This window comes from Nitrospirillum guaranorum (assembly GCF_034653275.1).
Taxonomy (GTDB): domain Bacteria; phylum Pseudomonadota; class Alphaproteobacteria; order Azospirillales; family Azospirillaceae; genus Nitrospirillum.
Genome location: NZ_JAYEES010000004.1, coordinates 575,631 through 602,470 on the forward strand (window position 1 = coordinate 575,631; position 26,840 = coordinate 602,470).

A 26,840-nucleotide genomic window follows, 5' to 3' on the forward strand; every position below is an offset into this window, starting at 1 on the left:
GGCCGGGCGCTCGCAAGGGCGTCCGGCCGATTTTTATTCCGCCGCATGGTGCAACACCTGCACGCTCGACAAATCCACGCTCTGATGGGCGCGGGCCAGGTTGTGGGTGGTTTGAAGATTCAGCCAGAATTGCGCCGTGGTGCCCAGTACCTTGGCCAGGCGCAGGGCGGTATCGGCTGTCACCTCCGTCTGTTCGGTCGCCACGCGCTCGATCCGTGTGCGGGGCACGCCACAGGCCTTGGCGATTTTGCCCGCCGTCAGGCCCAAGGGCTCCATGAACTCCTCCCGCAGGACTTCGCCGGGATGGACAGGGCGCATGGCGATCAGGGCATCGGTGGTCATGGGTGCCTTCCGTTCAATGGTAATCGACGATCTCAACGTCGTGAGCATCTTGGCCGTCCCAGCGGAAGCACACACGCCACTGGTCGTTGACACGGATGGAATGCTGGCCTTCGCGGTCTCCCGACAGCTTTTCCAAGCGATTGCCGGGCGGAATGCGTAGATCGTCCACAGTGGTTGCCGCGTGAAGGATGGCCAATTTCCGCTGCGCCGCGCACACCAAGTCCGCTGGGAAGCCTTTGGTCAGGGTGCCGGTGAGCACTGCCTGACTGATCTTCCCCTTGGCGCTTTTAATCATCGCGACCGCTTACCCACCAATGCTATTTATGTATCACGATAAGATACGGGCGGCAAGACGATTCGGTATCATATTACGATACGACGTGCCCCGCCGCCCTCAGCAGGGACAGGGTACGGCCCAAGTTCTCCGCCTTCACCATCAAATGGTCGGTGTTGAAGGTGGAGGTGACGAACACGCCGATGCCATCCTCCGACAAGGGGCGAATGACCGACAGCAGGATGCCCGCCTGGTCGAAGGCGAAGGGGCCGACGAAGGTCAGGCAGACCCAGTCGCGGTCGGCCTTCACGTCCTGCGGCACCCGCTCTTCCCGGCAGATCAGCGACAGTTCCTCATCATCCCGGGCCAGGGCGGTGAAGCCCTTGCCGTCCCACCAAGCCGGGATGGGGCTGTCGGGCGGAAGCTGCACGATGGCGTAGCGGCCATCCAGGAGCCGCAGGGTGATGCCCATGGGATGCTTTTCCATACAAGGTGGCAGTGGCGCTGATGACGATGCCACCTTATCGGAAAGTCCCTGCAACGCGTAAGGATGGCGGTGGCCACCCTCGGTCGCCGCCCCCGCGTCTTATTCCACCGTGTCCACCGGCGTGGCGGCCACCACCACCGGCGCCTCGGCCAGCAGGTCGCCCACCGCCGCGCGGAAGGCGGTGTAGTGCGGGCTGGCGCGGTGGGCCTCGATGGCGGCCTCATCGGCATAGATCTCGAACACGTGGAAGCGGACCGGCGTGTCGGTGCCCCGGAACAGGTCATAGCGGCGGTTGCCCGGCTCCGCGCGCGAATGACCGGTCAGCGTGCGCATCAGCGCCTCCACCTTGTCCACGGCCTCGGGCTTGGGCGTGACGGTGGCGATCAGGGAAATGGTCATCATTAACTCCTTTTGCGCCCTCAGGCGCCGGGCGCCGGCATCCGCCGGCTGGGCTTATCCTCGATTTCCAGTCCGCCTTCGGCTCCCCAGAAATCTCCGGCGGACGCGGTCGCGTCCTACAGCGGCATGGGCCTCCCATGCCGCTGGTGTTGGTCAGGCTTCGACGGCGTAGCGTTGCAGCCAATGGGCGTAGGGGGCGGGCAGCACCCAGGCGGGGCGCTCCACGCCCAGCTTGAGGGCGGCGGCGTAGGGCCAGTGCGGGTTGGCCAGGTGGTCGCGGCCGACCAGCACCTGGTCCAATTGCCTCTCTCGCACCACGCGATCGGCGACCTCGGGGCTGGCGAAGCCCCAGGCGGAGGAGACGGGGATGCCGGCCTCCTTGCGCACGCGGGCGGCGACCGGTGCCAGGAAGGCGGGCCCCCAGGGCACGTTGCCCTTGGGCGTGGAGAAGCCGACGCTGACGCTCAGCAGGTCCAGCCCTTCCTGGCGGAAGCGGCGGGTCAGGTCGATGGACTCGGCCAGCGTCTCCTCATCCCGGCCGTCATACTCGATGACGCCGAAGCGGGCGGTCAGGGGCAGGTGCTCCGGCCAGACCTTGCGCACGGCGGCCAGCGTCTCCACCAGGAAGCGGCCCCGGTTCTCGGCGCTGCCGCCGTACTGGTCGGTGCGCTGGTTGGCATCGCGGTTGAAGAAGCTCTGCCCCAGATAGCCGTGGGCGAAATGCAGCTCCAGCCACTCGAAGCCGGCGTCGCTGGCGCGCTTGGCGGCGGCCACGAAGTCCTCGCGCACCCGGGCGATGTCGTCCAGGGTCATGGCCTTCGGCACCTTCGGCAGGTTGCCGCCGAAGGCCACGGCCGACGGGGCGATGGTGTCCCAGCCGCGCGGGTCGCCCTCGGCGATGTGGTCGTCCCCCTCCCAGGGCCGGTTGGCGCTGGCCTTGCGGCCGGCGTGGCCGATCTGGATGCCGGGCACGGCGCCGGCCGCCTTGATGGCGCGGACGATGGGCACGAAGGCTTGGGCCTGGGCGTCATTCCACAGGCCGGTGCAGGCGGGGGTGATGCGTCCCTCCGGCGCCACGCCGGTGGCCTCCACCACCACCAGGCCGGCGCCACCCCGGGCCAGGCCGGCATAGTGGCTGAGATGCCAATCGTTGGGCAGGCCGTCGGTGGCGCTGTACTGGCACATCGGTGGCACGGCGATGCGGTTGCGCAACACGACGTCCTTGATCTTCAAGGGATCGAACAAGGTGGGCATGAAAAACTCCGGATGGATGACAAGGGTAGCGGATGGGAGGGGGCCGATCAGCGGCGAAGCGCCGCCAGCAACAACTCGGCCGTCCTTTCGGACGAGGCCGGGTTCTGCCCGGTGATCAACAGGCCGTCCTGGACGGCGTGGGGCTGCCAATCGCCGGCCCGGGAATAGACGCCGCCATTGGCCTTCAGAACGTCTTCCACCAGGAAGGGGACGACCAGGGTCAGGCCCACGGCCTCTTCCTCGCTGTTGGTGAAGCCGGTGACCTGCTTGCCCCGCACCAGGGGGGCGCCGTCCGGCGCCTTCACATCGCGCAGCACGCCGGGGGCGTGGCAGACCAAGGCGACCGGCTTGCCCGCCGCCACGGTGCTTTCGATCAGGCGGATGGAATGGGTGTCGCTGGCCAGGTCCCACAGGGGGCCGTGGCCGCCGGGATAGAACACGGCGTCGAAGCCGTCATGCCCCACCTCGGCCAGAATCCGGGTATGGGCCAGGGCCCGCGTGGCGTCGGCGTCGGCCTCGAAGCGGCGGGTGGTGTCGGTCTGGAAGGCCGGGTCGCTGCTCTTGGGGTCCAGTGGCGGCTGCCCGCCCTTGGGGGAGGCCAGCGTCACGGTCGCGCCGGCGTCGGTGAAGGCGTAGTAGGGGGCCGCCAGTTCCTCCAGCCAAAAGCCGGTTTTGGCGCCGGTGTCGCCCAGCTGGTCGTGAGAGGTCAGCACCATCAGGATGTTCATGATCAGCGTGTCCTTGGGTTTCGAAGGGTTGGAATAGACCAGTCGTCTAGTCATTGGGTCACGGAAACGCCTACCCGATTGGCGGCGACGGGCGCGTCACCAAGCCGGCGGGTCAGGAAGCGGTGCTACAGGGGCTGTCCAGGTGCAGCATCATCCGGGTGGCGCGCATCGCCGCCTCCAGCGGGCTGGCACTGCGGGAAATCTTGGCCATCAAGCTGGCGCCCAGCCAGGTCTGGTACAGGGTTTCCGCCGTGGGGCAGGCGGGGCCGGTGACCTTCAGGGAGCCGTCGGCCATACCCTCCTCCAGCGCCTGGCCCAGGCGCTTGATGATGGCCTTGGTGCCACGGTCCAGCACGGCGCGCATGGCCTCCGACAGGTCGGCGACCTCGGCCCCCAGCTTCACCGCCAGGCACTTGCCCTCGGCATCGCAACCGCCCTGGGTATCGATCCAGTTCTGCCAGTAGGCCATCATGCGGTCGACCACCGGGCGCCCCGGGGCCGACAGCTGGCGGTCCAGGTCCGCCAGATAGGTCTCGAAATAGCTTTCCAGCAGGGCGGTGCCGAAGGCGTCCTTGGAATCGAAGTAGTGGTAGAACGACCCCTTGGGCACGTTGGCGGCGCTCAGGATCTCGTTCAGCCCAACTGCGGCGAACCCCTTGCCGCCAATAATGCGCTGGGCGGTGTCCAGGATATGCTGACGCACGTCGATGCTGTGGGGCTTGGCGATCATGGCTGCGATATAAGCACGATTAGACCAGTCGTCTAGTGGCGCCGGTCACGCCCTTGCGGTTTTCCTCACCCCACCTCCACCACGATCTTGCCCACCGCCTGGCGGGCGCCCAGGGCGGTCAGGCCTTCGGGGGCGCGGTCGAAGGGCAGGCGCAGGCCGATATGGGGGCGGATGGTACCGTCGGCCAGCCAGCCCATGATCTCCCGCAGGTAGGTCTGGTTCAGGGCCGGCTCGCGCCGGGTGAACTCGCCATAGAACACGCCCAGCACGGCGGCGTCCTTCAGCAGGGTCAGGTTCAGGGGCAGCTTGGGGATGCCGGCGGTGAAGCCCACCACCAGGTAACGGCCGCGCCAGCCCAGGGCGCGGAAGGCGGGTTCGGCATAGGCGCCGCCCATGGGATCGTAGACCACGTCGGCCTCGCCCTTGGATGAGACGGCCTGGCAGGCGGCGCGGATGTCGGCGGTCAGGGCCTTGGCGGCGGCCGGGTCGTCCAGGCGGGCGGGATAGACCACCACGGCGTCGGCGCCGTTGTCCCGTGCGATGGCGGCCTTCTCCGCTGAGGAGGCGGCGGCCACGACGCGGGCGCCCATGGCCTTGCCCAGCTGCACCGCCGCCAGGCCCACGCCGCCGGCCGCCCCCAGCACCACCAGCGTCTCCCCCGCCGCCAGCGTGGCGCGGTCGCGCAGGGCGTAATGGCTGGTGCCGTACGTCAGGCGCAGGGCGGCGCCGGCGGCATCACCCACGCCGTCCGGCAGGGGCAGGCAGTCCGACGCCGGTATGGCCAGTTGTTCCGACAGGCCGCCATGCGGCACCACGCCGATGACGCGGTCGCCGACCGCCAGGTCCTGGACGCCCTCGCCCACGGCCGTCACCCGGCCGGCCACCTCCAGCCCAGGGGCGAAGGGCCGGGGCGGCCGGGCCTGGTACAGGTCCTGGATGACCAGCAGGTCCGGGTAGTTCAGCGCCGTGGCGTTGACGGCGACCACAACCTGGCCGGGGCCCGCCACTGGCGGGGCCAGGTCCGTGTCCAGAACCAGGCTGTCCGGTCCACCCGTCTGATGGCTGCGCCAAGCCCGCATCGCTGTCCTCCCATGGCCGTATCGCTTCTTGGGCACCAGAGTGGGGGAGGCGGCGGGGCCGGTCCATCATTCATATTGACCGGTCGCGGCACCCTTTCCAGGATCGCGGCCGTGCCGGGCGGCGCGCAGTGCGCTGGCGGGCCGGGTTTTCGAAAAAGGGAGTGTCCACGCATGATCGGCCGCCTGAACCATGTCGGCATCGCCACACCGTCGATCGAGGGCGCCATCGCCGTCTATCGCGACCTTTTGGGCGCCACGGTGATTCGCGAGCCCTTCGACCTGCCGGCCCAGGGCGTGCGCGTCTGCTTCATCGACACGCCCAACAGCCAGATCGAACTGATCGAGCCCCTGGGCGAGGCCTCGCCCGTCCACGCCTTCCTGAAGAAATTCCCCCAGGGCGGCCAGCACCATGTCTGCTTCGAGGTGCCGGACATCCACGCCGCCGCCGCCGACATGGCGGCCAAGGGCGCCACCGTCCTGGGCCAGCCCCGCATCGGCGCCCACGGCACGCCCGTCATCTTCGTGCACCCCAAGAGCATGGGCGGCGTGCTGGTGGAGTTGATGGAGACGCCCAAGGGGGACCACCCCTAAGGAAGCGGTGCGGCCGTTCCCTTATCCCCCGCTCAAGATCCCCTTGATGCGGTTGGCCAGCGCCTCCATGGAAAAGGGCTTGGTCTGCACGTGCAGGCCCGGCGGCAGGCGTTCGTTGCCAATGACGGCGTTCTCGGCATAGCCGGTGATGAACAGCACCTTCAGGCCCGGGCGCAATTCCCGGGCCGCGTCGGCCAGCTCGCGGCCGTTCATGCCTTGGGGCAGGCCGATGTCGGTCACCAGCAGGTCGATGGCCGCGTCGGATTCCAGGATGCGCACGGCCTCGGGGCCGTCCATCGCCTCCAGCGTGGTGTAGCCCAGCTCGTCCAGCACCTCCGTCACCAGCAGGCGCACGGTGGGCTCGTCATCCACCACCAGCACGGTCTCGCCCCGCTTCGCGCGGGGCGCCGCCTGGGCGATGGCCAGCATTTCGGCCGCCCGCTCCTCGCCATCGTGGCGGGGCAGGTAGAGCGACACCGTGGTGCCGTGCCCCACCTCCGACCGGATGCGGACCTGCCCGCCCGACTGGCGCACGAAGCCGTAGATCATGGACAGGCCCAGGCCCGTACCCTGGCCGATGGGCTTGGTGGTGAAGAAGGGGTCGAAGGCGCGGGCGATGACGTCGGGCGGCATGCCGACGCCGGTGTCGGTGACGCTCAGCACCACGAACTGGCCGGCCGGTATGTCCTGCACGTCGCCCCACCCGTCATCGATCACGCGGTTGCCGGCCTCGATGGTGATGTGCCCGCCCTGGGGCATGGCGTCGCGCGCGTTGATGCACAGGTTCAGCAGGGCGCTTTCCAGCTGGTTGGGGTCGATCAGGGTGGTCCACAGATCGGGTGGCGTGTCCACCACCAGGGCGACGGCCGGCCCCGCCGTGCGCCGCACCAGATCCTCCATATCACGCACCAGGCGGCTGACGTCGGTGGGGCGGGGGTCCAGGGTCTGCTGGCGGGAGACGGCCAGCAGCCGGTGGGTGAGGGAGGCCGCCCGGTCCACGGCACCGCGCGCCGCCGTCATGTAGCGGTCCAGGGCCCCCAGCCGGCCCTGGCGGACGCGCTGGTCCAGCAATTCCAGGCTGCCGCTGATGGCGGTCAGCAGGTTGTTGAAGTCATGGGCCAGGCCGCCGGTCAGCTGACCCACCGCCTCCATCTTCTGGGCCTGGCGCAGCTGCGCCTCCGCCAGGCGCAGGGCCTCGGCCTGCCGCTTCTCCGCCGTGATGTCGCGGCCATAGCCGTAGACCACGTCCCCCTCGGCGAAGGAGTTCCAGGAGATCCAGCGGAAGCCGCCGTCCTTGTGGCGCAGGCGGTTCTCGAAGCCCAGCAGCTGGCCTTCGAGCAACAGGCTTTCATGGGCGGCGGCGGTGGCGCGGGCGTCGTCCGGCCAGGTGACCTCCAGGAAGCCGCGGCCGATGATCTCGTCGGGGTCGTGGCCCAGGATAGGCTTCCAGGCGGGGTTGGCGTCGCGGAACACCCCGTCCCGCCCCACCACCAGCAGCAGGTCGCGGGAGAAGCGCCAGACGCGGTCGCGCTCCGCCGTGCGTTCCGCCACCCGCTCCTCCAGCTCCGCGTTCAGGCGGGCCAGCTTCTCGGCGGTGACGCGCAAGGTCCGCTCCGCCCGCACCTTGGCCGTCGTCTCCACCACGATGGCGATGACCCCGGCGGGCTTCCCCGCCTCATCCAGGATGGGGGAGTAGTCGAGGTTCATCCACACCTGTTCCGGCCGGCCGGAGCGGTGCAGGGTCAGTTCCTGGTCCTGATAGGCCAGCGTGCCGCCGGCCAGGCCCACCTTCATGACATGGTCGTTGAAGTCGGCGACCTCGTGCCAGCCCTCGCGGACCTTGGAGCCCAGCAGCATCGGGTGGCGCCCGCCGGCGAAGACGGAATAGGCATCGTTGTAGATCATGATGCCGTCCGGCCCCCACAGCGTGACGATGGGGACGGGGGAACGCAGGATGAGCGCCACGGTGGTCCGCAGGCTTTGCGGCCAACCGTCCAGGGGGCCCAGCGGCGTGGCGGCCCAGTCATGGGCGGCGATCAGGTCCGCCAGCTCGCCGCCGCCGTTCAGGAACACCGGTACCGCTTCCTGCGCCATTTGCCGCCGCGTCCCGTTCACCCGCATTCCCCGCCATCATGCCAATTGCCTAAGACGCTTGTTATGTCACGGCGGCGTTGACGCCACATCGCCAACCAAAGTCCATGTCGCGGCGCGATATACCTCCCCAAAAGGCAGAGGCCCTTGCCGGGTCAGCGTTGATGGTGCAGATCCATCATCTCCAGCGGCATCATGTTGGCGCTGAGGTTGGCCATGATCCACAACGACCCCGCCACCACCAGGAAGACGATCAGCACGCCGAAGGCCAGGGCCAGCACGTTGTTGGTGTTGTCGGGGCCGGTGGTGATGTGCAGGAAGAACACCAGGTGCACGCCCATCTGCGCCACCGCCAGCACGGCCAGGCCGATGGGCACGCCCGGCTGCCACAGCACATGGGTACTGGCCGCCCAGAACGAGGTCGCGGTGAGGATGATGGCCAGCGCCAGGCCGATGACGTAGGCCTTGAGACTGGACAGCAGCTCTTCCCGGCTGTCGCCCGGGGCCGTGTCATGGGGGGGGATTTCGCCGCCCGGCGGGTCGTGGTCGTGGGTCATGTCCGCCATGTCAGCGTGCTCCCATCAGGTAGACGATCGTGAACAGGGCCACCCAGATGATGTCCAGGGCGTGCCAGAACAGGCTGAAGCACATCAGGCGGTGCAGGACGGTGGCCCGCCAGCCCTTGTCCGCCACCTGGGCCACCATGACCACCAGCCACAGCAGGCCCACCGCCACGTGGGCGCCGTGACAGCCCACCAGGGTGAAGAAGCCGGAGAGGAAGGCGCTGCGGTCGGCGGTGGCGCCCCGGGCGACCATGTCGGCGAACTCCCGCATCTCCAGGACCAGGAAGCCCAGCCCCAGGATGAAGGTGATGGCGGCGCCCAGGTAGAAGGCGCGGCGGTGCCGCGCGTCCATGGCCAGGGACATCATGCCGCAGCTGAAGCTGGAGAACAGCAGCAGCGCCGTCTCCACCGCCACGTTCCGGGCATCGAACAGCTCCGCCCCCGTCGGGCCGCCCGCCGTCGCCTTCCCCAGCACCGCGAAGGTGGCGAAGAGGGCGGAGAACATGACGATGTCGCTCAGCAGGAACAGCCAGAAGCCGTAGGCGATGATGATGCGCTTGGGCGCCGGGCCGGCGGCGCTGGCGCTGGCGGGCATGCCGTGATGGGTGCCCGCGGGCTCATGCCCGCCGAGGGTGGTGGCGGTCATGGCGCGCTCCCCGCCCAGTAGGCCTGCTGGTGGGCACGGTCGACCCGCGCCAGCTCGTCCGCCGGGATCTCGAATTCGCTCTCATCCCGCCAGGCGAAGACCAGGGTGGTGATCAGCGCCCCCACCAGGCCCAGGATGACCAACCACCAGATGTGCCAGATGAGGGCGAAGCCGGTGACGACGGCGAAGAAGGCTGTGACGAAGCCGGTGGGGCTGTTGAGCGGCATGTGAATGGGGGCGTAGGCCAGGGCTTCGGCGGCGGCCCGCCGTTCCTCCCGCGCCCGGCGCTTCATGTGCCAATAGGCGTCCTCCCGCTCCACCTGGGGCAGGACGGCGAAGTTCCAGGCGGGCGGGGGCGAGGGTGTGGACCATTCCAGCGTGCGGCCGTGCCAGGGGTCGCCCGTGTGGTCGCGGCGGTGGTCGCGCGTGCGGATGGACACCACCAGCTGGACGATCAGCGCCAGGATGCCGGCCAGGATGAAGGCGACGCCCACCGCCGCCACGATCAGCCAGGGCTGCCAGCCCGGATTGTCGTAATGCTGCAGCCGGCGCGTCATGCCCAGCATGCCCAGGTAGTAGAGGGGCATGAAGGCCAGGTAGAAGCCGACGAACCAGCACCAGAAGGAGATCTTGCCCCAGCCTTCGTCCAGGGTGAAGCCGAAGGCCTTGGGGAACCAGTACATGTAGCCGGCCAGCACCCCGAACACGACGCCGCCGATGATGACGTTGTGGAAATGGGCGATCAGGAACAGGCTGTTGTGCAGGATGAAGTCGGCCGGCGGCACGGCCAGCAGCACGCCGGTCATGCCGCCGATGACGAAGGTCACCATGAAGCCGACGGACCACAGGATGGGGGCGCTGAAGCGCACCCGGCCGCCGTACATGGTGAACAGCCAGTTGTAGACCTTCACGCCCGTGGGCACGGCGATGATCATGGTCATGACGCCGAAGAAGCCGTTGACGTTGGCCCCGGCGCCCATGGTGAAGAAATGGTGCAGCCAGACGATGAAGGACAGGATGCAGATGGCCATGGTGGCCGCGACCATGGAGCGATAGCCGAACAGCGGCTTGCCGGAGAAGGTGGCGACCACCTCGGAGAAGACGCCGAAGCAGGGCAGGATCAGGATGTAGACCTCCGGATGGCCCCAGACCCAGATGAGGTTCACGTACATCATCGGGTTGCCGTCGCCGTCGGCCGTGAAGAAGTGCATCCCGAGGTAGCGGTCCAGCAGCAGCATGGCGAAGGTGGCGGTCAGGACGGGGAACGCCGCGATGATCAGCAGGTTGGACGCCAGCGCGGTCCAGCAGAACACCGGCATGCGCATGTAGCCCATCCCCGGCGCCCGCATCTTCAGGATGGTGGTCGCCAGGTTGATGCCCGACAGCAGCGTGCCCACGCCTGAAATCTGCAAGGCCCACAGATAGTAATCGACACCTACGCCGGGGGAATATTTCAGCTCGCTCAAGGGCGGGTAGGCCAGCCAGCCGGTGCGCGCGAATTCCCCGATCACCAGCGACATGTTGGTCAGCAGGATGCCGGAGGCGGTCAGCCACAGGCTGACGGAATTCAGCGTGGGGAAGGCCACGTCGCGGATGCCCAGCTGCAAGGGCACGGCGAAGTTCATCAGCCCGATGATGAAGGGCATGGCCATGAAGAAGATCATGATGGTGCCGTGGGCGGAGAAGATCTGGTTGTAATGCTCCGGCGGCAGGTAGCCGGCGTCCGGCCCCACCGAGATGGCCTGTTGCAGGCGCATCATCACGGCGTCGGTGAAGCCGCGCAGCAGCATGACCAGGGCCAGGACCACGTACATGACGCCGATGCGCTTATGGTCGACGGACGTCAGCCATTCCCGCCACAGGTAGGGCCAATAGCCCTTCACCGTCACCCAGGCCAGCACGCCCAGCACCGCCAGGATCATGAGGCCCGAGGCGATCATGTCGATCGGCTCGTCGATGGGGATGGCGCTCCAGCTCAGCTTGCCGAACATGCTCGATCCTTATTCCGGGTCTTTGTTCAGGGGCGGATACTCGTGTCCGGGCCAATGAGGGTTGGTTTGGGGCAGGGCGGGGTTCCGGCCGGGGTTGGCGACGGCGTCGAACAGCCCCGGCATCACGTCGCGAAAGGTGCGGGGGCGGTCCGCCCGGCTGGATTGGCTCAGCCGGGCGTAGGCCGGGGCGTCCAGCGCCTCGCCCTGGGCGCGGGCGTTGGCGACCCAGCCGTCGAAGGCGTCGCGGGGTACCGCCTCCAGCGTGAACAGCATGTCGGGGAAGCCGGCGCCGCTGAACTGGGCGGAGATGCCGGGATAGCGGCCCGGCCTGTCAGCCCGCAGGTTCAGCCGGGTGATCATGCCGGGCATGGTGTAGATCTGGCTGCCCAGTTGGGGCACGAAGAAGCTGTTCATGACCCCGTCGGACGTCAGCTGGAAGCTGACCGGCGTGCCGGCGGGCACCACCAGGTGGTTGACGCTGGCGATGTCCAGGTCGGGGTAGATGAACAGCCATTTCCAGTCCAGCGACACCACCTGCACCGTCACGGGCGGGGTGTCGGCGGCCAGGGGCTTGGGCGGGTCCAGGTCGCGCGCGCTGACCCAGCCGATGCCGCCCAGCAGCAGCACGGTCATGGTGGGGATGGCCCACACCACCATCTCGATGCGGCCGGAATATTCCCAGTCGGGACGGTAGTTGGCGCGGGCGTTGCCGGCGCGGAACCACCAGGCCACCCCCAGGGTCGCCAGGATGGTGGGGATGACGATGGCCAGCATGATGCCCAGCGAATCCCACAGGATGGTCAGCTCCTGCGCGGCCACCGGCCCTTGTGGGTCGAGGATGCCGCCGGAACAGCCGGCGAGGCCGGGCAGCGCCAAGCCCAGGGCGGCGGCCAAGGCGAGGGCTGTGGCGGGGCGGGCCATGGCTTTCCTTGGTTTGACAGTGGGTTACGGAAGATTTGGGTGTCGGGCGGGACACGATGTCGCGCGGCGGGTGAGCGGGGGGTCAATGCCCCCGCACCCCATAAGTTCCCCGGTGGTGCGGGGAAAAAACGCCGCACCCTTCCCATATCGGGTGGATGCCCCTCTTCCCGGACCGCCCTTCCATGCCCATACAGGCCAGCCTTTTCCCAGATGCGCCGCCGCCCGGCCTGCCGCCGGGCTTCCGTTACACCCCGGACCTGATCGACGCGGAGGAGGAGCGCCGGCTGGCGGCCGGCATCGCGGCGCTGCCGCTGAAACCTTTCGAGTTCCACGGCTATCTGGCCAACCGCCGGGTGGTGTCCTTCGGCTATCGCTATGACTACGCCCGGCGCGCGGTGGCGGCGGCGCCGGACATGCCGTCCTTCCTTTTGGATCTGCGCGCCCGGGTGGCCGCCTGGGCCGGCGTGGCGCCCGATGATTTCCGCCAGCTGCTGATCAACGAATACGCGCCCGGCGCCGGCATCGGCTGGCACCGGGACAAGCCGCAGTTCGGCCTGGTGGCGGGCGTGTCGCTGCTCTCCCCGGCCACCCTACGCTTCCGCCGGCGCGAGGCGGATGAGTGGCACCGCGCCGCGGCCCCCTTGGCGCCCCGCTCGGTCTACCTGCTGGCGGGGGAGGCGCGCGCGGCGTGGGAGCACAGCATCATCGAGGGCGACGCCCTGCGCTATTCCGTGACCTTCCGCACGCTGGCGTAGGTTGTGTGGGCGCGGATGCGGGGCACCGGTGTCGGCGGGGTGTGGCACCAATGGAACGGGGTTTGTACTGACATGAACCTTTAATCCCCGAACGCGGCCAAGGCGGCGGAAAGAGACAAAACGCGACGCAGCCAGCCAAGCCACGGGTCCGGCGCCCCCATAGTGTGGTGGGAAAACTGCGCCCAGGCGCGGCTTGTCTACCTTGGCCCCGGATGCCGCGCCCCGCGCGGGCCCTGGAGCCTGAGCCTTGTGTTGGGGGAAGGATGCTGTCCACCATGCCGTCGCCGGTCCGCCGGTTGTATCCCTTGGTCCTGGCCCTGGCGCTGGCCGCCTGCGGCGACAAGCATCCGCCGGCGGCCAACGCCGGCCCCCCGCCGGTGACGGTGGCCCAGCCGCTGCCGCACAAGATCGTGGATTGGGACGAGTTCACCGGCCGGTTCGAGGCGGTGCAGACGGTGGAGCTGCGGGCCCGCGTCTCCGGCTACCTGGACCAGATCAAGTTCCGCGACGGCCAGCTGGTGCAGAAGGGCGACCTGCTGTTCGTCATCGATCCGCGCCCCTTCCAGGCCACGCTGGACAAGGCCAACGCCGACCTGCAGCGGGAAAAGACCCGCCAGGCCCTGGCCGTTTCGGAACTGAAACGGGCGGCCCAGCTGCTGGCCGCCCGCGCCATCAGCCAGGAAGAGTACGACACCCGCGCCCAGGCGGAGCAGGAAAGCCAGGCGGCGGTGGCCTCGGCCACGGCCGCCGCGCGCTCGGCGGCGCTGGACCTGGAGTTCACCCAGATCCGCTCGCCCATCTCCGGCCGCATCGGCGACCGCAAAATCGACATCGGCAACCTGGTCAGCGGCGGGTCGGCGCAATCCACCCTGCTGGCCACCGTGGTGACCCAGGACCCCATCTATTTCGTCTTCGACGGCAGCGAGGCGGATTACCTGCGCTACAACCGCCTGGCGCTGGAAGGCAAACGCGCCTCGTCGCGCGACAAGGCCAACCCCGTCTTCGTCCGCCTGATGGATGAAACCGCCTGGACCCACAAGGGCGAGATGGATTTCGTCGACAACCGGCTGGACCCCAACTCCGGCACCATCCGGGGTCGCGCCGTCATTCCCAACACGGACAACTTCCTGCAGCCCGGCACCTTCGGCCGCATGCGCCTACTGGGCTCCGGCGAGTATGACGCCCTGCTGGTGCCGGACGAGGCCATCGCCTCTGACCAGTCGCACAAGATCGTCCTGACCGTGGCCGAGGACGGCACGGTGACGCCCAAGCCGGTGGTGCTGGGCAACCTGGCCTACGGCCTGCGCGTCATCAAGTCCGGCCTGGCGCCCACCGACCGCGTTATCATCAGCGGCCTTATGCGGGCGCGGCCCGGCACCAAGGTCACGCCCCAGCCCGGGACCGTCACGCCCGCGGCCGAGCAGTAAGGGGCGGCACCATGAAGTTCTCACACTTCTTCATCGACCGGCCCATCTTCGCCTGCGTGATCTCCATCCTGATCACGCTGATCGGCGGCCTGGCCTATTTCGCCCTGCCCGTGGCGCAATACCCCGAGGTGGCACCCCCCACCGTGGTGGTGACGGCCACATACCCCGGCGCCTCGGCCGAGACGGTGGCCAACACCGTGGCCGCCCCGCTGGAGCAGGAGATCAACGGCGTCGACGACATGCTGTACATGGTCTCCCAGAACACGGGCGACGGCGGCCTGTCGCTGACCATCACCTTCAAGCTGGGCACCGACATCGACAAGGCCCAAGTGCTGGTGCAGAACCGCGTGTCCGTGGCGCAGCCGCACCTGCCGGACGAAGTGAACCGCCTGGGCGTCACCACGCGCAAGAATTCCCCCAACCTGATGATGGTCATCCACCTCTATTCCCCGGATGACAGCCTGGACCAGCTCTACATCTCCAACTACGCCACCCTGCAGGTGCGCGACCCGCTCGCCCGCCTGGACGGCGTGGGCGACGCCCGCATCCGTGGCGCCGGCGACTATTCCATGCGCGTCTGGCTGGACCCGGAAAAGGTGCAGGCCCGCGGCCTGACCACGGCGGAGGTGGTGCAGGCGCTGCAAGGCAACAACGTGCAGGTGGCCTCGGGCCAGCTGAACCATCCGCCCGTGCCCAAGCCCAGCGCCTTCGAGGTGCAGGTGCAGACCCTGGGCCGCCTGACCGACCCCAGCCAGTTCGCCGACATCGTCATCAAGTCCGACGCCCAGGGCCGCGTCACCCGCGTGCGCGACGTGGGCTGGGTGGAGCTGGGGGCCCAGGACTACAACACCTATTCCTACGTCGACGGCCAGCGGGCGGCGGCCATCCTGATCTACCAGCGGCCGGGCTCCAACGCCCTGAAGACGGCGGCCAACGTGCTGTCGTCCATGGAGACGATGAGCCACGACATGCCCAAGGGCATGGCCTACAAGGTGGTCTACAACCCCACCAACTACATCGCGGAATCGGTGAAGGAGGTCTACCACACCATCTTCGAGGCGGTGGTGCTGGTGGTCATCGTCGTCATCGTCTTCCTGCAATCGTGGCGGGCGGCCCTGATCCCCGTCATCGCCATCCCCATCTCGCTCATCGGCACCTTCGCCGTCATGGCGGCGGTGGGCTTCTCCCTCAACAACCTCTCCCTCTTCGGGCTGGTGCTGGCCATCGGCATCGTCGTCGACGACGCCATCGTGGTGGTGGAGAATGTGGAGCGCAACCTGGCCCAGGGCCTGTCCCCGCGTGAGGCCGCGCACCGCACCATGGACGAGGTCGGCGGCGCCCTGGTCGCCATCGCCCTGGTGCTGACCGCCGTGTTCCTGCCCACGGCCTTCCTCACCGGCATCGCGGGTGAGTTCTACCGCCAGTTCGGCGTCACCATCGCCGCCGCCACCGTCATCTCCATGCTGGTGTCGCAGACGCTGAGCCCGGCCCTGGCCGCCCTGCTGCTGAAGCCGCATGTCCAGGAGCATGCGGCCCCCCGGCGAGGCTTCCATCCCGTGGCGCGGTTCTTCGGCGGTTTCAATCGCGGCTTCGATTGGCTGTCGGAGCGCTACGGCCGGCTGACCGGTCACCTGGTGCGCCTGGCCACCGTCGTGCTGGTGGTCTATGCCGGGCTGATCGTGCTGGGCGGCGGCCTTATTTCCCGCACGCCCACGGGCTTCATCCCGGCGCAGGACCAGGGCTATTTCATCACCGTCATCCAGCTGCCGCCCGGCTCTTCCCTTGCCCGGACGGACGCCATCCTGCGCCATGTCCAGGATCTGCTGAGCAAGCGGCCGGGGGTGGCGCACACGGTGGGCTTCGCCGGTTTCGACGGCGCCACCTTCACCAACGCCCCCAACGCCGGCGCCGTCTTCGTCGCCACCACGCCGTTCGCGGAGCGTGGCAACCTGACCACCCAGGGCATCTTCGCCGACCTGCAGAAGACGATACAGCAGGTCGACGGCGCCCTGATCCTGCTGATCCCGCCGCCCACGGTGCCGGGCATCGGCTCCTCCGGCGGGTTCAAGCTCTATATCGAGGACAGGCGCTCGCGCGGCTTGCAGGCCCTGGCCGACGCCACGCTGGACATGATGCTGGCTGCCAACCAGACGCCGGGCCTGGCCAACGTCTTCAGCCTGTACAACACCCGCACCCCGCAGGTGTACGCCGACATCGACCGGGTGAAGGCCGACATGCTGGGCGTGCCGCCATCGCGCATCTTCGACACGCTGAACGTCTATCTCGGCTCCGCCTTCGTCAACGACTTCAACCTGCTGGGCCGCACCTACCGGGTGACGGCGCAGGCCGACGGCGCCGACCGCACCAGCGTGCGCGACATCGCCTACCTGCGCACGCGCTCCAACAGCGGCGGGCTGGTTCCGCTAGGCTCCGTCGCCACCTTCCGCGACGTGACGGGGCCCTACCGCGTGCCGCGCTACAACCTGTATCCGGCGGCGGAACTGCAGGGATCGCCGGCGCCGGGGTATTCCACCGGTCAGGCCATCGCCGCCGTGCAGCAACTGGCGCAGCAGCGCCTGCCGGACGGCTTCGCCATCGAATGGACGGAACTGACCTTCCAGCAGATCATCGCCGGCAACACCGCCCCCATCGCCTTCGGCCTGGCCGTGGTGTTCGTCTACCTGCTGCTGGCCGCCCTGTATGAAAGCTGGATGCTGCCGCTGTCGGTTATCCTGATCGTGCCCATGTGCCTGCTCACCGCCATCTCCGGCGTCAATCTGCGGGGCATGGACAACAACATCCTGACCCAGATCGGCCTGGTGGTGCTGGTGGGCCTGGCGGCCAAGAACGCCATCCTGATCGTGGAGTTCGCGAAGCAGGACGAGGAGGAGGGGATGGACCGGTTCCAGGCGGCGGTGCGCGCGGCCCGCACCCGCCTGCGCCCCATCCTCATGACCTCCTTCGCCTTCATCCTGGGCGTGGTGCCGCTGGTGAACGCCTCGGGCGCCGGGTCGGAGATGCGGCAGGCCTTGGGTACCGCCGTCTTCTTCGGCATGCTGGGCGTCACCTTCTTCGGCCTGCTGTTCACGCCGGTGTTCTACGTCGTCTGCCGCTGGCTGGCGATATGGGGCCAGCGGCGCTTCGGCAAGCGGGAGGAGACACCCCCGCACGCCGGGTCACCCGGTCACCACACGGCCTGATGGGGAAGGGGGATCAGTCCATGCGCACCTATCGCACCCTGTTGGCCCTGTCGGTCTGCCTGCTGCCGCTGGCCGGCTGCATCACCGTGGGGCCCGATTACCAGGCGCCGGCCAGCCCGGCCGCCGCCGGCACCTCTTTCACCCGCGCGGGCGCCGCACCCACCAGCGCCGCGATCAAGGCGGCCGACATGCTGAAGGCGGAAGAACCGCTGGAGGAATGGTGGCGCCAGCTGGGCGACCCGGTGCTGGACCAGCTGGTGGCCGACGCCGTCAAGGCCAACCTGGACCTTAAGGCGGCCGACGCCGCCGTGCGCGCCGCCCGGGCGGAAGCGGAGGCGGTGGGCGCCCGCAACCTGCCGTCCTTGGGCGCCAGCGCCAGCTACAGCCGGGCCCGCGCCGCCGCGGCCACGCAGCAGGGCCAGCCCAACGCGCAATTGCCCGACAGCAACGTCACCACCGCCGGCGGCAGCCTGTCGTGGGAGATCGATCTGTTCGGCCAGGTGCGGCGGGCCATCGAGGCGGCGGAGGCCGACAGCGCGCGGGCGGAGGCGCTGCGCCACCAGGTGCTGACCGTCATCATCGCCGACGTGGCCAGCACCTATGTCGACCTGCGCGGCGCCCAACTGCGCCTGTCGGTCGCCCTGCGCAACGCGGAGAACCAGCGCGGCACCTTCGACCTGACCCACACCCTCAGCGACGCCGGTCGGGGGACGGACCTGGACATCGCCCGCGCCCAGGCGCAGCTGGAAACCACCCTGGCCTCCATCCCGCCCCTGCGCGCCACGGTGGCGGCGGATGAGCACATCCTGGCCACCCTGACGGGGCGGGAACCGGGGGCGCTGCTGAGCCTGCTGGACACGCCGGCGCCCTTGCCCGACCTGCCGGACAGCGTGGCCGTCGGCACGCCCGCCACCCTGCTCGGCCGCCGGGCCGACGTGGCGGCGGCGGAACGGGCCCTGGCGGCGGCCACGGCCCGCATCGGCGTCGCCACCGCCGACCTCTACCCCAAGATATCGCTCACCGGGTCGGTGGGGGTGCAGGCCTTGCAGCCGGGGGACCTGGGGGCGCGCGGCGCCTTCACCTACGGCATCGGGCCCAGCGTCAGCCTGCCGCTGTTCGACGCCGCCCTCTATGCCCGCATCCGCGAGGCCAACGCCAACACCGACCAGGCGGCGGCCAACTTCCAGAAGGCGGTGCTGACCGCGTGGCAGGAGGCGGAGACGGCGCTGGCCCGCTATGCCCAGGAGCGGTCGCGGCGCGCCTCGCTGGACACCGCCGCCACCGCCAGCACCCGCGCCGCCAGCCTGGCGGCCACGCGCTACCGCTATGGCGCCGACAATTTCCTGACCGTGCTGGACGCCCAGCGTACCCAGCTAGAGGCGGAGGACCAACTGGCCCAGAGCCGCATCCAGGTGGCGCAGGACCTGGTGGCGACCTACCGGGCGCTGGGCGGCGGCTGGACCATCGCGAAGGACGTGGCGGACGCCCGGTAAAGGGTCTTAACCCCCCGCCGCGAACAGGTCGCCCGTGACCGGCGCGCGGCGGGCCGGGCGGCGTCCTTCCAGGGTCAGCAGGTAATCCTTGGCCTCCAGCCCGCCGGCGAAGCCGGTCAGGGTGCCGTCCATGCCCACCACCCGGTGGCAGGGTGCGATGATGGAGATGGGGTTGCGCCCGTTGGCGGCCCCCACCGCCCGCACCGCCGCGGGATTGCCGATCTGCCGGGCGATGTCGCTGTAGCTGCGCACCTCGCCATAAGGGATGGTCAGCAGCGCCCGCCACACCTGCTTCTGGAAATCCGTGCCGGTGAAGGACAGCGGCACGTCGAACGCCGTCAGCTCCTTGCCGAAGTAGGCCCGCAGCTGCCGTTCCGTCTCCCGCAACACCGGATGGTCGGGCTTGGGAACCAGTGGACCCAGCCGCACCCGGCCCGGCCTGTCATTCTCCCACAGGATGGCTGCCAGACCGTCGTCGCCGGCCACCAGGGTCAGTCGGCCGATGGGGGAGGGCAGGTGCCTGAACGCAAACGTGGCGGTGCCGGTCATGGCGGCAAGCTCCTCATCCGGGGAAGCCGGTAGGGTGGCAAAACGTCAGGCCCTAGGGCAAGGGCGGCCATCACAGGCCCGGGCCCTTGGCCCCGCGCCGGTTTGACGGCCGTTATCGTTATTCCCAATTAAATATAGCGCGTTTAAGGCCCCGTGCTTCAGGTGGTGGATATGGAAAACCTCTGGTTGGGTAATAAACTTTGCGCATGACGCAACCATTTTTCTGAATTTAGTTAATGAGAACCGTTATCAATAGGGTCGTCTTCATTCGCCGCCCGAGAAATTCGCCGCCAATAACTTGACGGCTTGCGGCCGCGTCTTATGATGCGGGTATCCGTCTGCCGGCGTCTGCTTGCCCTTTCCGGGCGGTTTGGCCTTCCGGTGGGTTCGATTTTCACGGGAGCGTGTGAGACATGGATCTCAGTCGTCGCGGCTTTATCAAGCTGACCGGCGCGGGACTGGCGGTCTCCAGCATGGGCGCGCTGGGCTTCGGCTCGGCGGGCACGGCGCTGGCGGCCTCGGTCCGGCCCTTCAGGTTGACCGCCGCCACCGAAACCCGCAACACCTGCACCTATTGCTCGGTGGCCTGCGGCATCCTCATCTACAGCCAGGGCGATCGCGCGAAGAACGTGAAGTCCTCGGTCATCCATATCGAGGGTGATCCGGACCATCCCGTGAACCGCGGCACCCTGTGCCCCAAGGGCGCCGGCCTGCTGGACATCGTGCGGGCGCCGGGCCGCCTGACGGTGCCGAAGTATCGCGCCGCCGGTGCCACGGAGTGGAAGGAGGTCAGCTGGGATTTCGCCCTGGACCGTATCGCCACCCTGATGAAGCAGGACCGCGACGCCAACTTCATCGCCAAGAACGGCGCCGGCGCCACGGTGAACCGCTGGAACACCACGGGCATGCTGGCGGCCTCGGCGGCCTCGAACGAGGCGGCCTATGTGACCTTCAAGTGGGCCCGCGCGTTGGGCATGGTGACGTTCGACAACCAGGCGCGTGTCTGACACGGACCGACGGTGGCCAGTTTGGCCCCAACATTCGGTCGCGGTGCGATGACCAACACCTGGCAGGACATCAAGAACGCCAACGTCGTCATCGTCATGGGCGGCAATGCCGCCGAAGCGCACCCCTGCGGATTCAAATGGGTGGTCGAGGCCAAGATCGAGAACAAGGCCAAGCTCATCGTCGTTGATCCGCGTTTCACCCGCACGGCCTCCGTGGCGGACGTCTATGCCCCCATCCGGCCGGGCACCGACATCGCTTTCCTCAGCGGGCTCATGCGCTATCTGCTGACGAACGATGCCATCCAGCACGAGTATGTGCGGGCGTACACCAACGCCAGCCTGATCGTGAAGGACGGCTTCGCCTTCGAGGATGGCCTGTTCAGCGGCTATAACGAGGAAAAGCGCAACTACGACAAGTCCAGCTGGGACTATGAGCTGGATGAGCAAGGCTTTGCCAAGGTGGACGATACCTGGCAGAACCCGCGCTGCGTCATCAACCTGCTGAAGCAGCACATCGACCGGTACACGCCCGAGATGGTGTCCCGCATCTGCGGCACGCCCCAGGACAAGTACCTGGAGATCTGCAAGCTGATCGCCACCACCTCGGCACCGGACAAGGCCCTGACCAGCCTGTTCGCGCTGGGTTGGACGCAGCATTCGGTGGGCGCGCAGAACATTCGCGCCATGGCCATGGTGCAGCTGCTGCTGGGCAACATCGGCGTGGCCGGCGGCGGCATGAACGCCCTGCGCGGTCATTCCAACATCCAGGGTCTGACCGACATCGGCCTGCTCTCGGCGTCGCTGCCGGGCTACATGAACATGCCGAAGGACAGTGAAGTCACCTTCGACAAGTACATGGAGACCAAGCTGTTCAAGCCCCTGCGCCCGGGGCAGACCAGTTATTGGCAGAACTACCGCAAGTTCTTCGTCAGCTTCCAGAAGGCCATGTTCGGCAGCGCCGCCACGGCCGAGAACAACTGGGCCTACGACTGGCTGCCCAAGCTGGACGTGGACGGCTACGACGTGCTGCGCGCGTTCGAGATGATGAACAACAAGCAGATGAACGGTTACATCTGCCAGGGCTTCAACCCCATGCAGGCCTTCCCCGACCGGGGCAAGATCCGCCGGGGCCTGTCGAACCTGAAGTACCTCGTCGTCATGGACCCGCTGGATACCGAGACGGCCAATTTCTGGCAGGACTACGGTCCGCAGAACCCGTCCAAGCCGACGGAGATCCAGACCGAGGTGTTCCAGCTGCCCACCACCTGCTTCGCGGAGGAGAACGGCACGCTGGTCAACTCCGCCCGCTGGCTGCAGTGGCACTGGAAGGCGGCCGATGCCCCCGGCCAGGCCAAGACCGACCTGTGGATCATCGCCGGCCTCTACAACCGCATGAAGGCGATGTACGCCAAGGACGGCGGGGCCTTCCCCGACGCGCTGCTGAACCTCACCTGGAACTACGCCGACCCGCATGAGCCGGAGCCGGAGGAAGTGGCCAAGGAGATGAACGGCCGCGCGCTGGCGGACGTCAACGACCCGGCCACGGGCGCCCCGCTGTTGAAGGCGGGACAGCAGCTTGACGCCTTCGCCCAGCTGCGCGACGACGGCACCACCATGTCGGGCTGCTGGATCTTCGCCGGCAGCTTCACCGACAAGGGCAACATGACGGCCCGCCGCGACGCGACCGACCCGCGTGAGGCGGGCATCGCCCCCAACTGGGCCTGGGCGTGGCCGGCCAACCGGCGCATCCTGTACAATCGTGCAAGTGCAAATCCGGACGGCAAGGCGTGGAACCCGGCCAAGCCCGTCATCGAGTGGAACGGGTCCAAGTGGGTGGGCGTGGACGTGCCCGACTACGGCCCGACGGTGAAGCCGTCGGACAGCGTGGGCCCGTTCATTATGAACCAGGAGGGCCAGGCCCGCCTGTTCGCCCGCGGTCTCATGGTCGAGGGGCCGTTCCCCGAGCACTACGAGCCGTTCGAAAGCCCGTCGGAAAACGTGCTGCACCCCAAGGTGAAGTCCAACCCGGCCGCCCGTGTGTTCGCCAGCGACAAGGCGCACATGGGCGCGTCGGCCGACTTCCCCTATGTCGGCACCACCTACCGCCTGACCGAGCACTTCCACTATTGGACCAAGCATTCGCTGATCAACGCCATCCTCCAGCCGGAGGAGTTCGTGGAGATCGGCGAGGCCCTGGCCAAGGAGAAGGGCATTGAGCAGGGCGGCTGGGTCAAGGTGTCGTCCAAGCGCGGCCAGGTGATCTGCAAGGCATTCGTCACCAAGCGCATCAAGCCGCTGATGGTGGACGGCAAGCCGACCCACGTCATCGGCTGCCCCATCCACTGGGGCTTCACCGGCGTGGCGCGCAAGGGCTATGGCGCCAACACCCTGACGCCGTTCGTGGGTGACGCCAACACCAACACGCCGGAGTTCAAGGCCTTCCTGCTCAACATCGAGAAGACCAGCGCGCCCCCCGCGGTGGACGTGGCCCAGGGGCCGCGTGACGCCCAAGGGGTGCCGAAGTCGCTCACCAAGGTGGGGAGCCTGTGATGGCCGACCTGCAATCCCAAGACTACATCCGCCGGTCGGCCACCAACCTGACGCCGCCCTCGGCGCGCCACCATGAGCTTGAGGTGGCCAAGCTGATCGACGTCAGCCGCTGCATCGGCTGCAAGGCCTGCCAGTCCGCCTGCATGGAATGGAACAACCTGCGGCCGGAGATGGAGGAGTTCCAGGGCGCCTACGAGAATCCGCACGACCTCAACCCCGGCACCTGGACCCTGATGCGGTTCGCCGAGTACGAGGACGAGCAGGGGAACCTGGAGTGGCTGATCCGCAAGGACGGCTGCATGCACTGCGAGGATCCAGGCTGCCTCAAGGCCTGCCCGGCCCCCGGCGCCATCGTCCAGTACGCCAACGGCATCGTCGACTTCATCAGCGAGAACTGCATCGGCTGCGGCTATTGCGTGAAGGGCTGTCCCTTCAACATCCCGCGCATCAGCGCCCAGGACCACAAGTCGTACAAGTGCACCTTGTGCTCCGACCGCGTGGGCGTGGGGCTGGAGCCGGCCTGCGTGAAGACCTGCCCCACCGGCGCCATCATGTTCGGCTCCAAGGACGACATGAAGGACTGGGCGGGGGAGCGCATCGCCGAGCTGAAGGAACGCGGCTTCCAGAACGCCGGCCTTTATGACCCGCCGGAGGTGGGCGGCACCCACGTCATGTACGTGCTGCACCACGCCGACAAGCCCTCGCTCTACTCCGGCCTGCCGGACAAGCCCCACATCAGCGCGCTGGTGGGGGCGTGGAAGGGCTTCCTGAAGCCGGTGGCGCTGGCGGGCCTGGCCTTCGCCGCCGTCAGCGCCTTCGTCCATTCCATCGTCGCCGGTCCCAACGAGACGACGGAGGCGGATGAGGCCCACGCGCGGGCGGAGATGGAGAAGGCCAAGCGAGACGGGGCCAAGGGAGAAGGCGCCACGGGGGAAGGGAGTGCGACGTCATGAGCTATCCCAAGGGAACCATCGTCCGTAATTCCACCCTGACCCGGGTGAACCACTGGATCACCGGCCTCTGCTTCGTGCTGCTGACCCTGTCGGGCCTGGCCATGTTCCACCCCGTGTTCTTCTGGCTGTCGAACCTGTTCGGCAGCGGCCAGTGGATGCGGGCGGTCCACCCCTGGCTGGGCGTGTGCCTGCTGGTCAGCTTCCTGGGCCTGTTCATCCAGTTCTGGCGGGACAATTTGTGGAACCGCGACGACCTGGAATGGGCCAAGTCGCTGGACAAGGTGCTGGACAACCGGGAGGAGGAGGTGCCGCCCGTCGGCCGCTTCAACGCCGGCCAGAAGGCGGTGTTCTGGGGCATGGCCCTGATCATCCCGGTGCTGTTCGTCACCGGCATCCTGATCTGGGAGGTCTATTTCGGTGGCGCCACCTCCATCGAGACGCAGCGCGTCGCCGTACTGATCCACAGCCTGGGCGCCATCGGCGCCATCCTGATCTGGATCACGCATGTCTACGCGGCGATCTGGGTGAAGGGGTCGATGCGGGCCATGCTGCACGGCTGGGTCACGCCCGGCTGGGCCCACCGGCACCACCGCAAGTGGTTCCAGCGTCTGGTCGCCAGCGGCTCCCCCGGTCCGACGCCGGACAGCACGGCCAAATTCCGCGAGCACTGAGCGCCCTCAGGGCCTATGTATCAGGGGCGCGGTCCTCGTGGCCGCGCCCCGTTTCTTTCATGCCATCAGGGGGCGGCCTCGCCGCCGGGAGTACCAGTCATGAGACAGGGTGAAGTGGCGCCCAAGGCGCCGTGGATCGGCAACCCGCAGGGCGGGGTGACGGCGCCGGCCCCCATTATCCTGCCCGATCCGTCCACGCGCTTCGCCCGCACCTCCGGGCGGCTGGGCGTGCTGGCGGTCGACCACCCCATGGCCCAGTGGCTGGATTTCCTGTGCGAGCTGTCGCAGGCCCAGCATGACGCGGCCGACATGATCGATGTGACCGCCCCGGACTCCGACGACGTGGCCGTCGCCACCGGCGCCGGCATGCCGCCCCTGGCCGCCGACGGCCATGAGCGCGACATCGTCTGGCGCGAGGCGCTGACCCTGATCCTGCGCCATTTCGACCGCCTGCCCGAGGTGCCGGATCTGGTGGCCTCCGTCATCGACAGCCTGAACGATGTCGACGGCGACACGCTGGAATATCTGGCCGGCGACTTCCTGGGCGGCAACGTCAGCCCGGAGGATGCCGGCCGCGCCGTCTTCATCGCCGCCGCCCTGCAGGTCTACTTCACCAAGCTGGCCGCCAGCCTGGAGGTGGATCAGGTGCACCTGCTGCCGGAACGCGGCCTGTGCCCCTGCTGCGGGTCCACCCCCGTGGCGGGCGTCATCACCGCCTCCGGCTCCACGCCCGGCGTGCGCTACCTCTACTGCTCCCTCTGCTCCACCGCCTGGAACCATGTGCGGGCGGTGTGCATCACCTGCGGCCAGTCGGCCCACCTGTCGCTGAAAAGCGTGGAGGGGGAGAATGGCGCCGTGCAGGTGGAGACCTGCGACGACTGCCACACCTACGCCAAGATGCTGTACCTGGCCAAGGACCCCAAGCTGGACCCTTATGCCGACGATTTGGCCAGCCTGGGCCTGGACCTGATGGTGGCCGAGGTCGGCTGGCTGCGCCACGCGCCCAACCCCCTGTTGCTGGCGTAGGGAAAAACGGCCCCGGCTGGTAAGAGCGGGGCCGTTTTCCTCACAGCGTCACCACCAGCTTGCCGAACTGCTGGTTCGATTCCAGGTGGCGGTGGGCCGCCACGATGTCGTCGAAGGCGAAGCTGCGGTCGATGATGGGCTTCAGCGCGCCGGATTCCAGGCCCTGGAGCACGAAGGCCTTGGCCGCCGCCAGCCGCGCGGGATCGGTGGTGATCTCGTGGATCAGGTAGCCCCGTAGCGTCAGGCTCTTGCCCAGGACGTTGAACAGGGGGAAGGGTGTGGGTTCCGGACTCAGCGCGCCATACTCGATCAGGATGCCGCCCCGGGCCATGGCGGCGGTCAACGGCGTGAAGATGGGGCCGCCGATGGGGTCGAACACCACGCGCACGCCCTCCGGCCCCGCGATCTCCGTCAGCCGCGCCTCCAGATCCTCCTCAGCGGAGGCGATGACATGGGCGGCCCCGGCGTCCAGCAGGGCCTGGCGCTTGGCCAGCGTGCGGGTGACGGCGATGGGGGTGGCGCCCACTTGGTTGGCGACCTGGATGGCGGCCAAGCCGACACTGCTGCTGGCCGCGGTGATGACGACGACATCGCCGGCCGCCAGTTTGGCCAGATCGATCAGCGCGCCATAGGCGGTGACGTATTGCATCCAGGTGGCGGCGGCCTCCTCCCAGTTGAGGGTGGGCGGGTGCTTCACCACCAGGTGCTGGGGGAAATTCGCCAGCTCGGCATAGGCTGGCCATTCGATCTGCGAGGGCGGCGGCACCACGCTGACGGCGTCGCCAACCTTGAGGCCCTCCACGCCCGCACCGATGGCGGCGACCTCGCCGGCGGCCTCGAAGCCCAGGCCGCTGGGCCAGCTTTCCGGCGTTTCGATATAGGCGCCGGTGCGCAGCATGGACTCCGCCCGGTTCAGGCCCAGCGCCCTGACGCAAATCTGCGCCTGGCCGGCGCCGGGGGGCGGCACTTCCACCTCCTCGATGCGCAGGACCTCGGGGCCGCCGTGCTCATGAAAGCGGATAACGCGTGCCATGGTCAGTCACTCCAAATCAATTGATAGGAATGAACATGAACGCGACCGTTAGCCGGGATAAATGGGCTAGGATGCAGAAC

Annotated in this window: 23 protein-coding genes and 1 pseudogene; 9 read left to right on the forward strand and 15 right to left on the reverse strand. The window is 68.2% G+C overall.

Annotated features, from left to right (window positions below; translation table 11 throughout):
* Nucleotides 1-33 precede the first annotated feature (33 nt).
* The 8 genes from UAJ10_RS24395 to UAJ10_RS24430 form a co-directional block, all read right to left on the reverse strand.
* Nucleotides 34-342: a HigA family addiction module antitoxin gene (locus tag UAJ10_RS24395; protein WP_145752487.1), complete on the reverse strand. Its 309-nt coding sequence runs from the start codon at nucleotides 340-342 to the stop codon at nucleotides 34-36.
* Between the two features lie 13 nt (nucleotides 343-355).
* Entirely contained in the window at nucleotides 356-637 is a 282-nt protein-coding gene (locus UAJ10_RS24400; protein WP_322917853.1) for a type II toxin-antitoxin system RelE/ParE family toxin, read from the reverse strand.
* A gap of 73 nt (nucleotides 638-710) precedes the next feature.
* Entirely contained in the window at nucleotides 711-1,088 is a 378-nt protein-coding gene (locus UAJ10_RS24405) for an ACT domain-containing protein (RefSeq protein WP_322917854.1), read from the reverse strand.
* Between the two features lie 114 nt (nucleotides 1,089-1,202).
* The gene (locus tag UAJ10_RS24410; protein ID WP_322917855.1) at nucleotides 1,203-1,502 is read right to left on the reverse strand and encodes a putative quinol monooxygenase; all 300 of its coding nucleotides are present in this window, start codon (nucleotides 1,500-1,502) and stop codon (nucleotides 1,203-1,205) included.
* A 153-nt stretch (nucleotides 1,503-1,655) separates the two neighbouring features.
* Nucleotides 1,656-2,756, reverse strand: coding sequence for an NADH:flavin oxidoreductase/NADH oxidase (locus tag UAJ10_RS24415; RefSeq protein ID WP_322917856.1), 1,101 nt, complete (start codon nucleotides 2,754-2,756; stop codon nucleotides 1,656-1,658).
* A 47-nt stretch (nucleotides 2,757-2,803) separates the two neighbouring features.
* Nucleotides 2,804-3,538 (reverse strand): type 1 glutamine amidotransferase domain-containing protein, encoded by a 735-nt coding sequence (locus tag UAJ10_RS24420; RefSeq protein WP_416235401.1) that lies wholly within the window; start codon nucleotides 3,536-3,538, stop codon nucleotides 2,804-2,806.
* 58 nt (nucleotides 3,539-3,596) lie between these two features.
* Complete coding sequence (locus UAJ10_RS24425; protein WP_322917857.1) at nucleotides 3,597-4,214, reverse strand: TetR/AcrR family transcriptional regulator; 618 nt, start codon at nucleotides 4,212-4,214, stop codon at nucleotides 3,597-3,599.
* Nucleotides 4,215-4,279: 65 nt separating this feature from the next.
* Nucleotides 4,280-5,293: an NADPH:quinone oxidoreductase family protein gene (locus UAJ10_RS24430; protein WP_322917858.1), complete on the reverse strand. Its 1,014-nt coding sequence runs from the start codon at nucleotides 5,291-5,293 to the stop codon at nucleotides 4,280-4,282.
* A gap of 171 nt (nucleotides 5,294-5,464) precedes the next feature.
* On the opposite strand from UAJ10_RS24430, the gene mce reads away from it, so the two are divergent.
* A complete protein-coding gene (gene mce / locus UAJ10_RS24435) occupies nucleotides 5,465-5,884 on the forward strand; it encodes a methylmalonyl-CoA epimerase (RefSeq protein WP_145752496.1) in 420 nt (139 codons plus the stop codon).
* Nucleotides 5,885-5,905: 21 nt separating this feature from the next.
* On the opposite strand, the gene UAJ10_RS24440 is transcribed toward mce, so the two are convergent.
* The 5 genes from UAJ10_RS24440 to cyoA all read right to left on the reverse strand — a co-directional run bounded on the left by UAJ10_RS24440 (nucleotide 5,906) and on the right by cyoA (nucleotide 12,096).
* Nucleotides 5,906-7,978, reverse strand: coding sequence for a hybrid sensor histidine kinase/response regulator (locus UAJ10_RS24440; RefSeq protein ID WP_322917859.1), 2,073 nt, complete (start codon nucleotides 7,976-7,978; stop codon nucleotides 5,906-5,908).
* Nucleotides 7,979-8,130: 152 nt separating this feature from the next.
* Entirely contained in the window at nucleotides 8,131-8,541 is a 411-nt protein-coding gene (cyoD, locus tag UAJ10_RS24445) for a cytochrome o ubiquinol oxidase subunit IV (protein ID WP_322917860.1), read from the reverse strand.
* 1 nt (nucleotide 8,542) lies between these two features.
* Nucleotides 8,543-9,184 carry a cytochrome (ubi)quinol oxidase subunit III gene (locus tag UAJ10_RS24450; RefSeq protein ID WP_322917861.1) on the reverse strand — a complete coding sequence of 214 codons (642 nt, stop codon included), beginning with the start codon at nucleotides 9,182-9,184 and terminating at the stop codon, nucleotides 8,543-8,545.
* Complete coding sequence (gene cyoB, locus UAJ10_RS24455; protein WP_322917862.1) at nucleotides 9,181-11,175, reverse strand: cytochrome o ubiquinol oxidase subunit I; 1,995 nt, start codon at nucleotides 11,173-11,175, stop codon at nucleotides 9,181-9,183. The genes UAJ10_RS24450 and cyoB overlap by 4 nt, the downstream gene beginning before the upstream one ends.
* 9 nt (nucleotides 11,176-11,184) lie before the next feature.
* A complete protein-coding gene (gene cyoA / locus UAJ10_RS24460; RefSeq protein ID WP_322917863.1) occupies nucleotides 11,185-12,096 on the reverse strand; it encodes a ubiquinol oxidase subunit II in 912 nt (303 codons plus the stop codon).
* A gap of 182 nt (nucleotides 12,097-12,278) precedes the next feature.
* Between cyoA and UAJ10_RS24465 the strand changes: the two genes are divergently transcribed.
* From UAJ10_RS24465 to UAJ10_RS24480, 4 genes are all read left to right on the forward strand, one after another.
* Nucleotides 12,279-12,851: an alpha-ketoglutarate-dependent dioxygenase AlkB gene (locus tag UAJ10_RS24465; RefSeq protein ID WP_322917864.1), complete on the forward strand. Its 573-nt coding sequence runs from the start codon at nucleotides 12,279-12,281 to the stop codon at nucleotides 12,849-12,851.
* Between the two features lie 275 nt (nucleotides 12,852-13,126).
* Nucleotides 13,127-14,278: an efflux RND transporter periplasmic adaptor subunit gene (locus UAJ10_RS24470; protein ID WP_322917866.1), complete on the forward strand. Its 1,152-nt coding sequence runs from the start codon at nucleotides 13,127-13,129 to the stop codon at nucleotides 14,276-14,278.
* An 11-nt stretch (nucleotides 14,279-14,289) separates the two neighbouring features.
* Nucleotides 14,290-17,478: an efflux RND transporter permease subunit gene (locus UAJ10_RS24475; protein ID WP_322917867.1), complete on the forward strand. Its 3,189-nt coding sequence runs from the start codon at nucleotides 14,290-14,292 to the stop codon at nucleotides 17,476-17,478.
* Nucleotides 17,479-17,498: 20 nt separating this feature from the next.
* Nucleotides 17,499-18,971, forward strand: coding sequence for an efflux transporter outer membrane subunit (locus UAJ10_RS24480; RefSeq protein WP_322917869.1), 1,473 nt, complete (start codon nucleotides 17,499-17,501; stop codon nucleotides 18,969-18,971).
* Nucleotides 18,972-18,977: 6 nt separating this feature from the next.
* Here the strand turns inward: UAJ10_RS24480 and UAJ10_RS24485 are convergent, their stop codons facing one another.
* Nucleotides 18,978-19,520 carry a methylated-DNA--[protein]-cysteine S-methyltransferase gene (locus UAJ10_RS24485; protein ID WP_322917870.1) on the reverse strand — a complete coding sequence of 181 codons (543 nt, stop codon included), beginning with the start codon at nucleotides 19,518-19,520 and terminating at the stop codon, nucleotides 18,978-18,980.
* Nucleotides 19,521-19,933: 413 nt separating this feature from the next.
* Here UAJ10_RS24485 and fdnG point away from each other — a divergent pair.
* From fdnG to fdhE, 4 genes and pseudogenes are all read left to right on the forward strand, one after another.
* A pseudogene (gene fdnG / locus UAJ10_RS24490) lies at nucleotides 19,934-22,987 on the forward strand (formate dehydrogenase-N subunit alpha); the annotation flags it as partial.
* 89 nt (nucleotides 22,988-23,076) lie between these two features.
* A complete protein-coding gene (gene fdxH, locus UAJ10_RS24495; protein WP_322917871.1) occupies nucleotides 23,077-24,030 on the forward strand; it encodes a formate dehydrogenase subunit beta in 954 nt (317 codons plus the stop codon).
* The gene (locus tag UAJ10_RS24500) at nucleotides 24,027-24,701 is read left to right on the forward strand and encodes a formate dehydrogenase subunit gamma (RefSeq protein WP_322917872.1); all 675 of its coding nucleotides are present in this window, start codon (nucleotides 24,027-24,029) and stop codon (nucleotides 24,699-24,701) included. Before fdxH ends, UAJ10_RS24500 begins: the two co-directional genes overlap by 4 nt.
* Nucleotides 24,702-24,800: 99 nt before the next feature.
* Nucleotides 24,801-25,727 carry a formate dehydrogenase accessory protein FdhE gene (fdhE, locus tag UAJ10_RS24505; protein WP_322917873.1) on the forward strand — a complete coding sequence of 309 codons (927 nt, stop codon included), beginning with the start codon at nucleotides 24,801-24,803 and terminating at the stop codon, nucleotides 25,725-25,727.
* A 40-nt stretch (nucleotides 25,728-25,767) separates the two neighbouring features.
* Here fdhE and UAJ10_RS24510 read toward each other — a convergent pair whose 3' ends face one another.
* A complete protein-coding gene (locus UAJ10_RS24510) occupies nucleotides 25,768-26,760 on the reverse strand; it encodes a zinc-dependent alcohol dehydrogenase family protein (protein WP_322917874.1) in 993 nt (330 codons plus the stop codon).
* Nucleotides 26,761-26,840 lie beyond the last annotated feature (80 nt).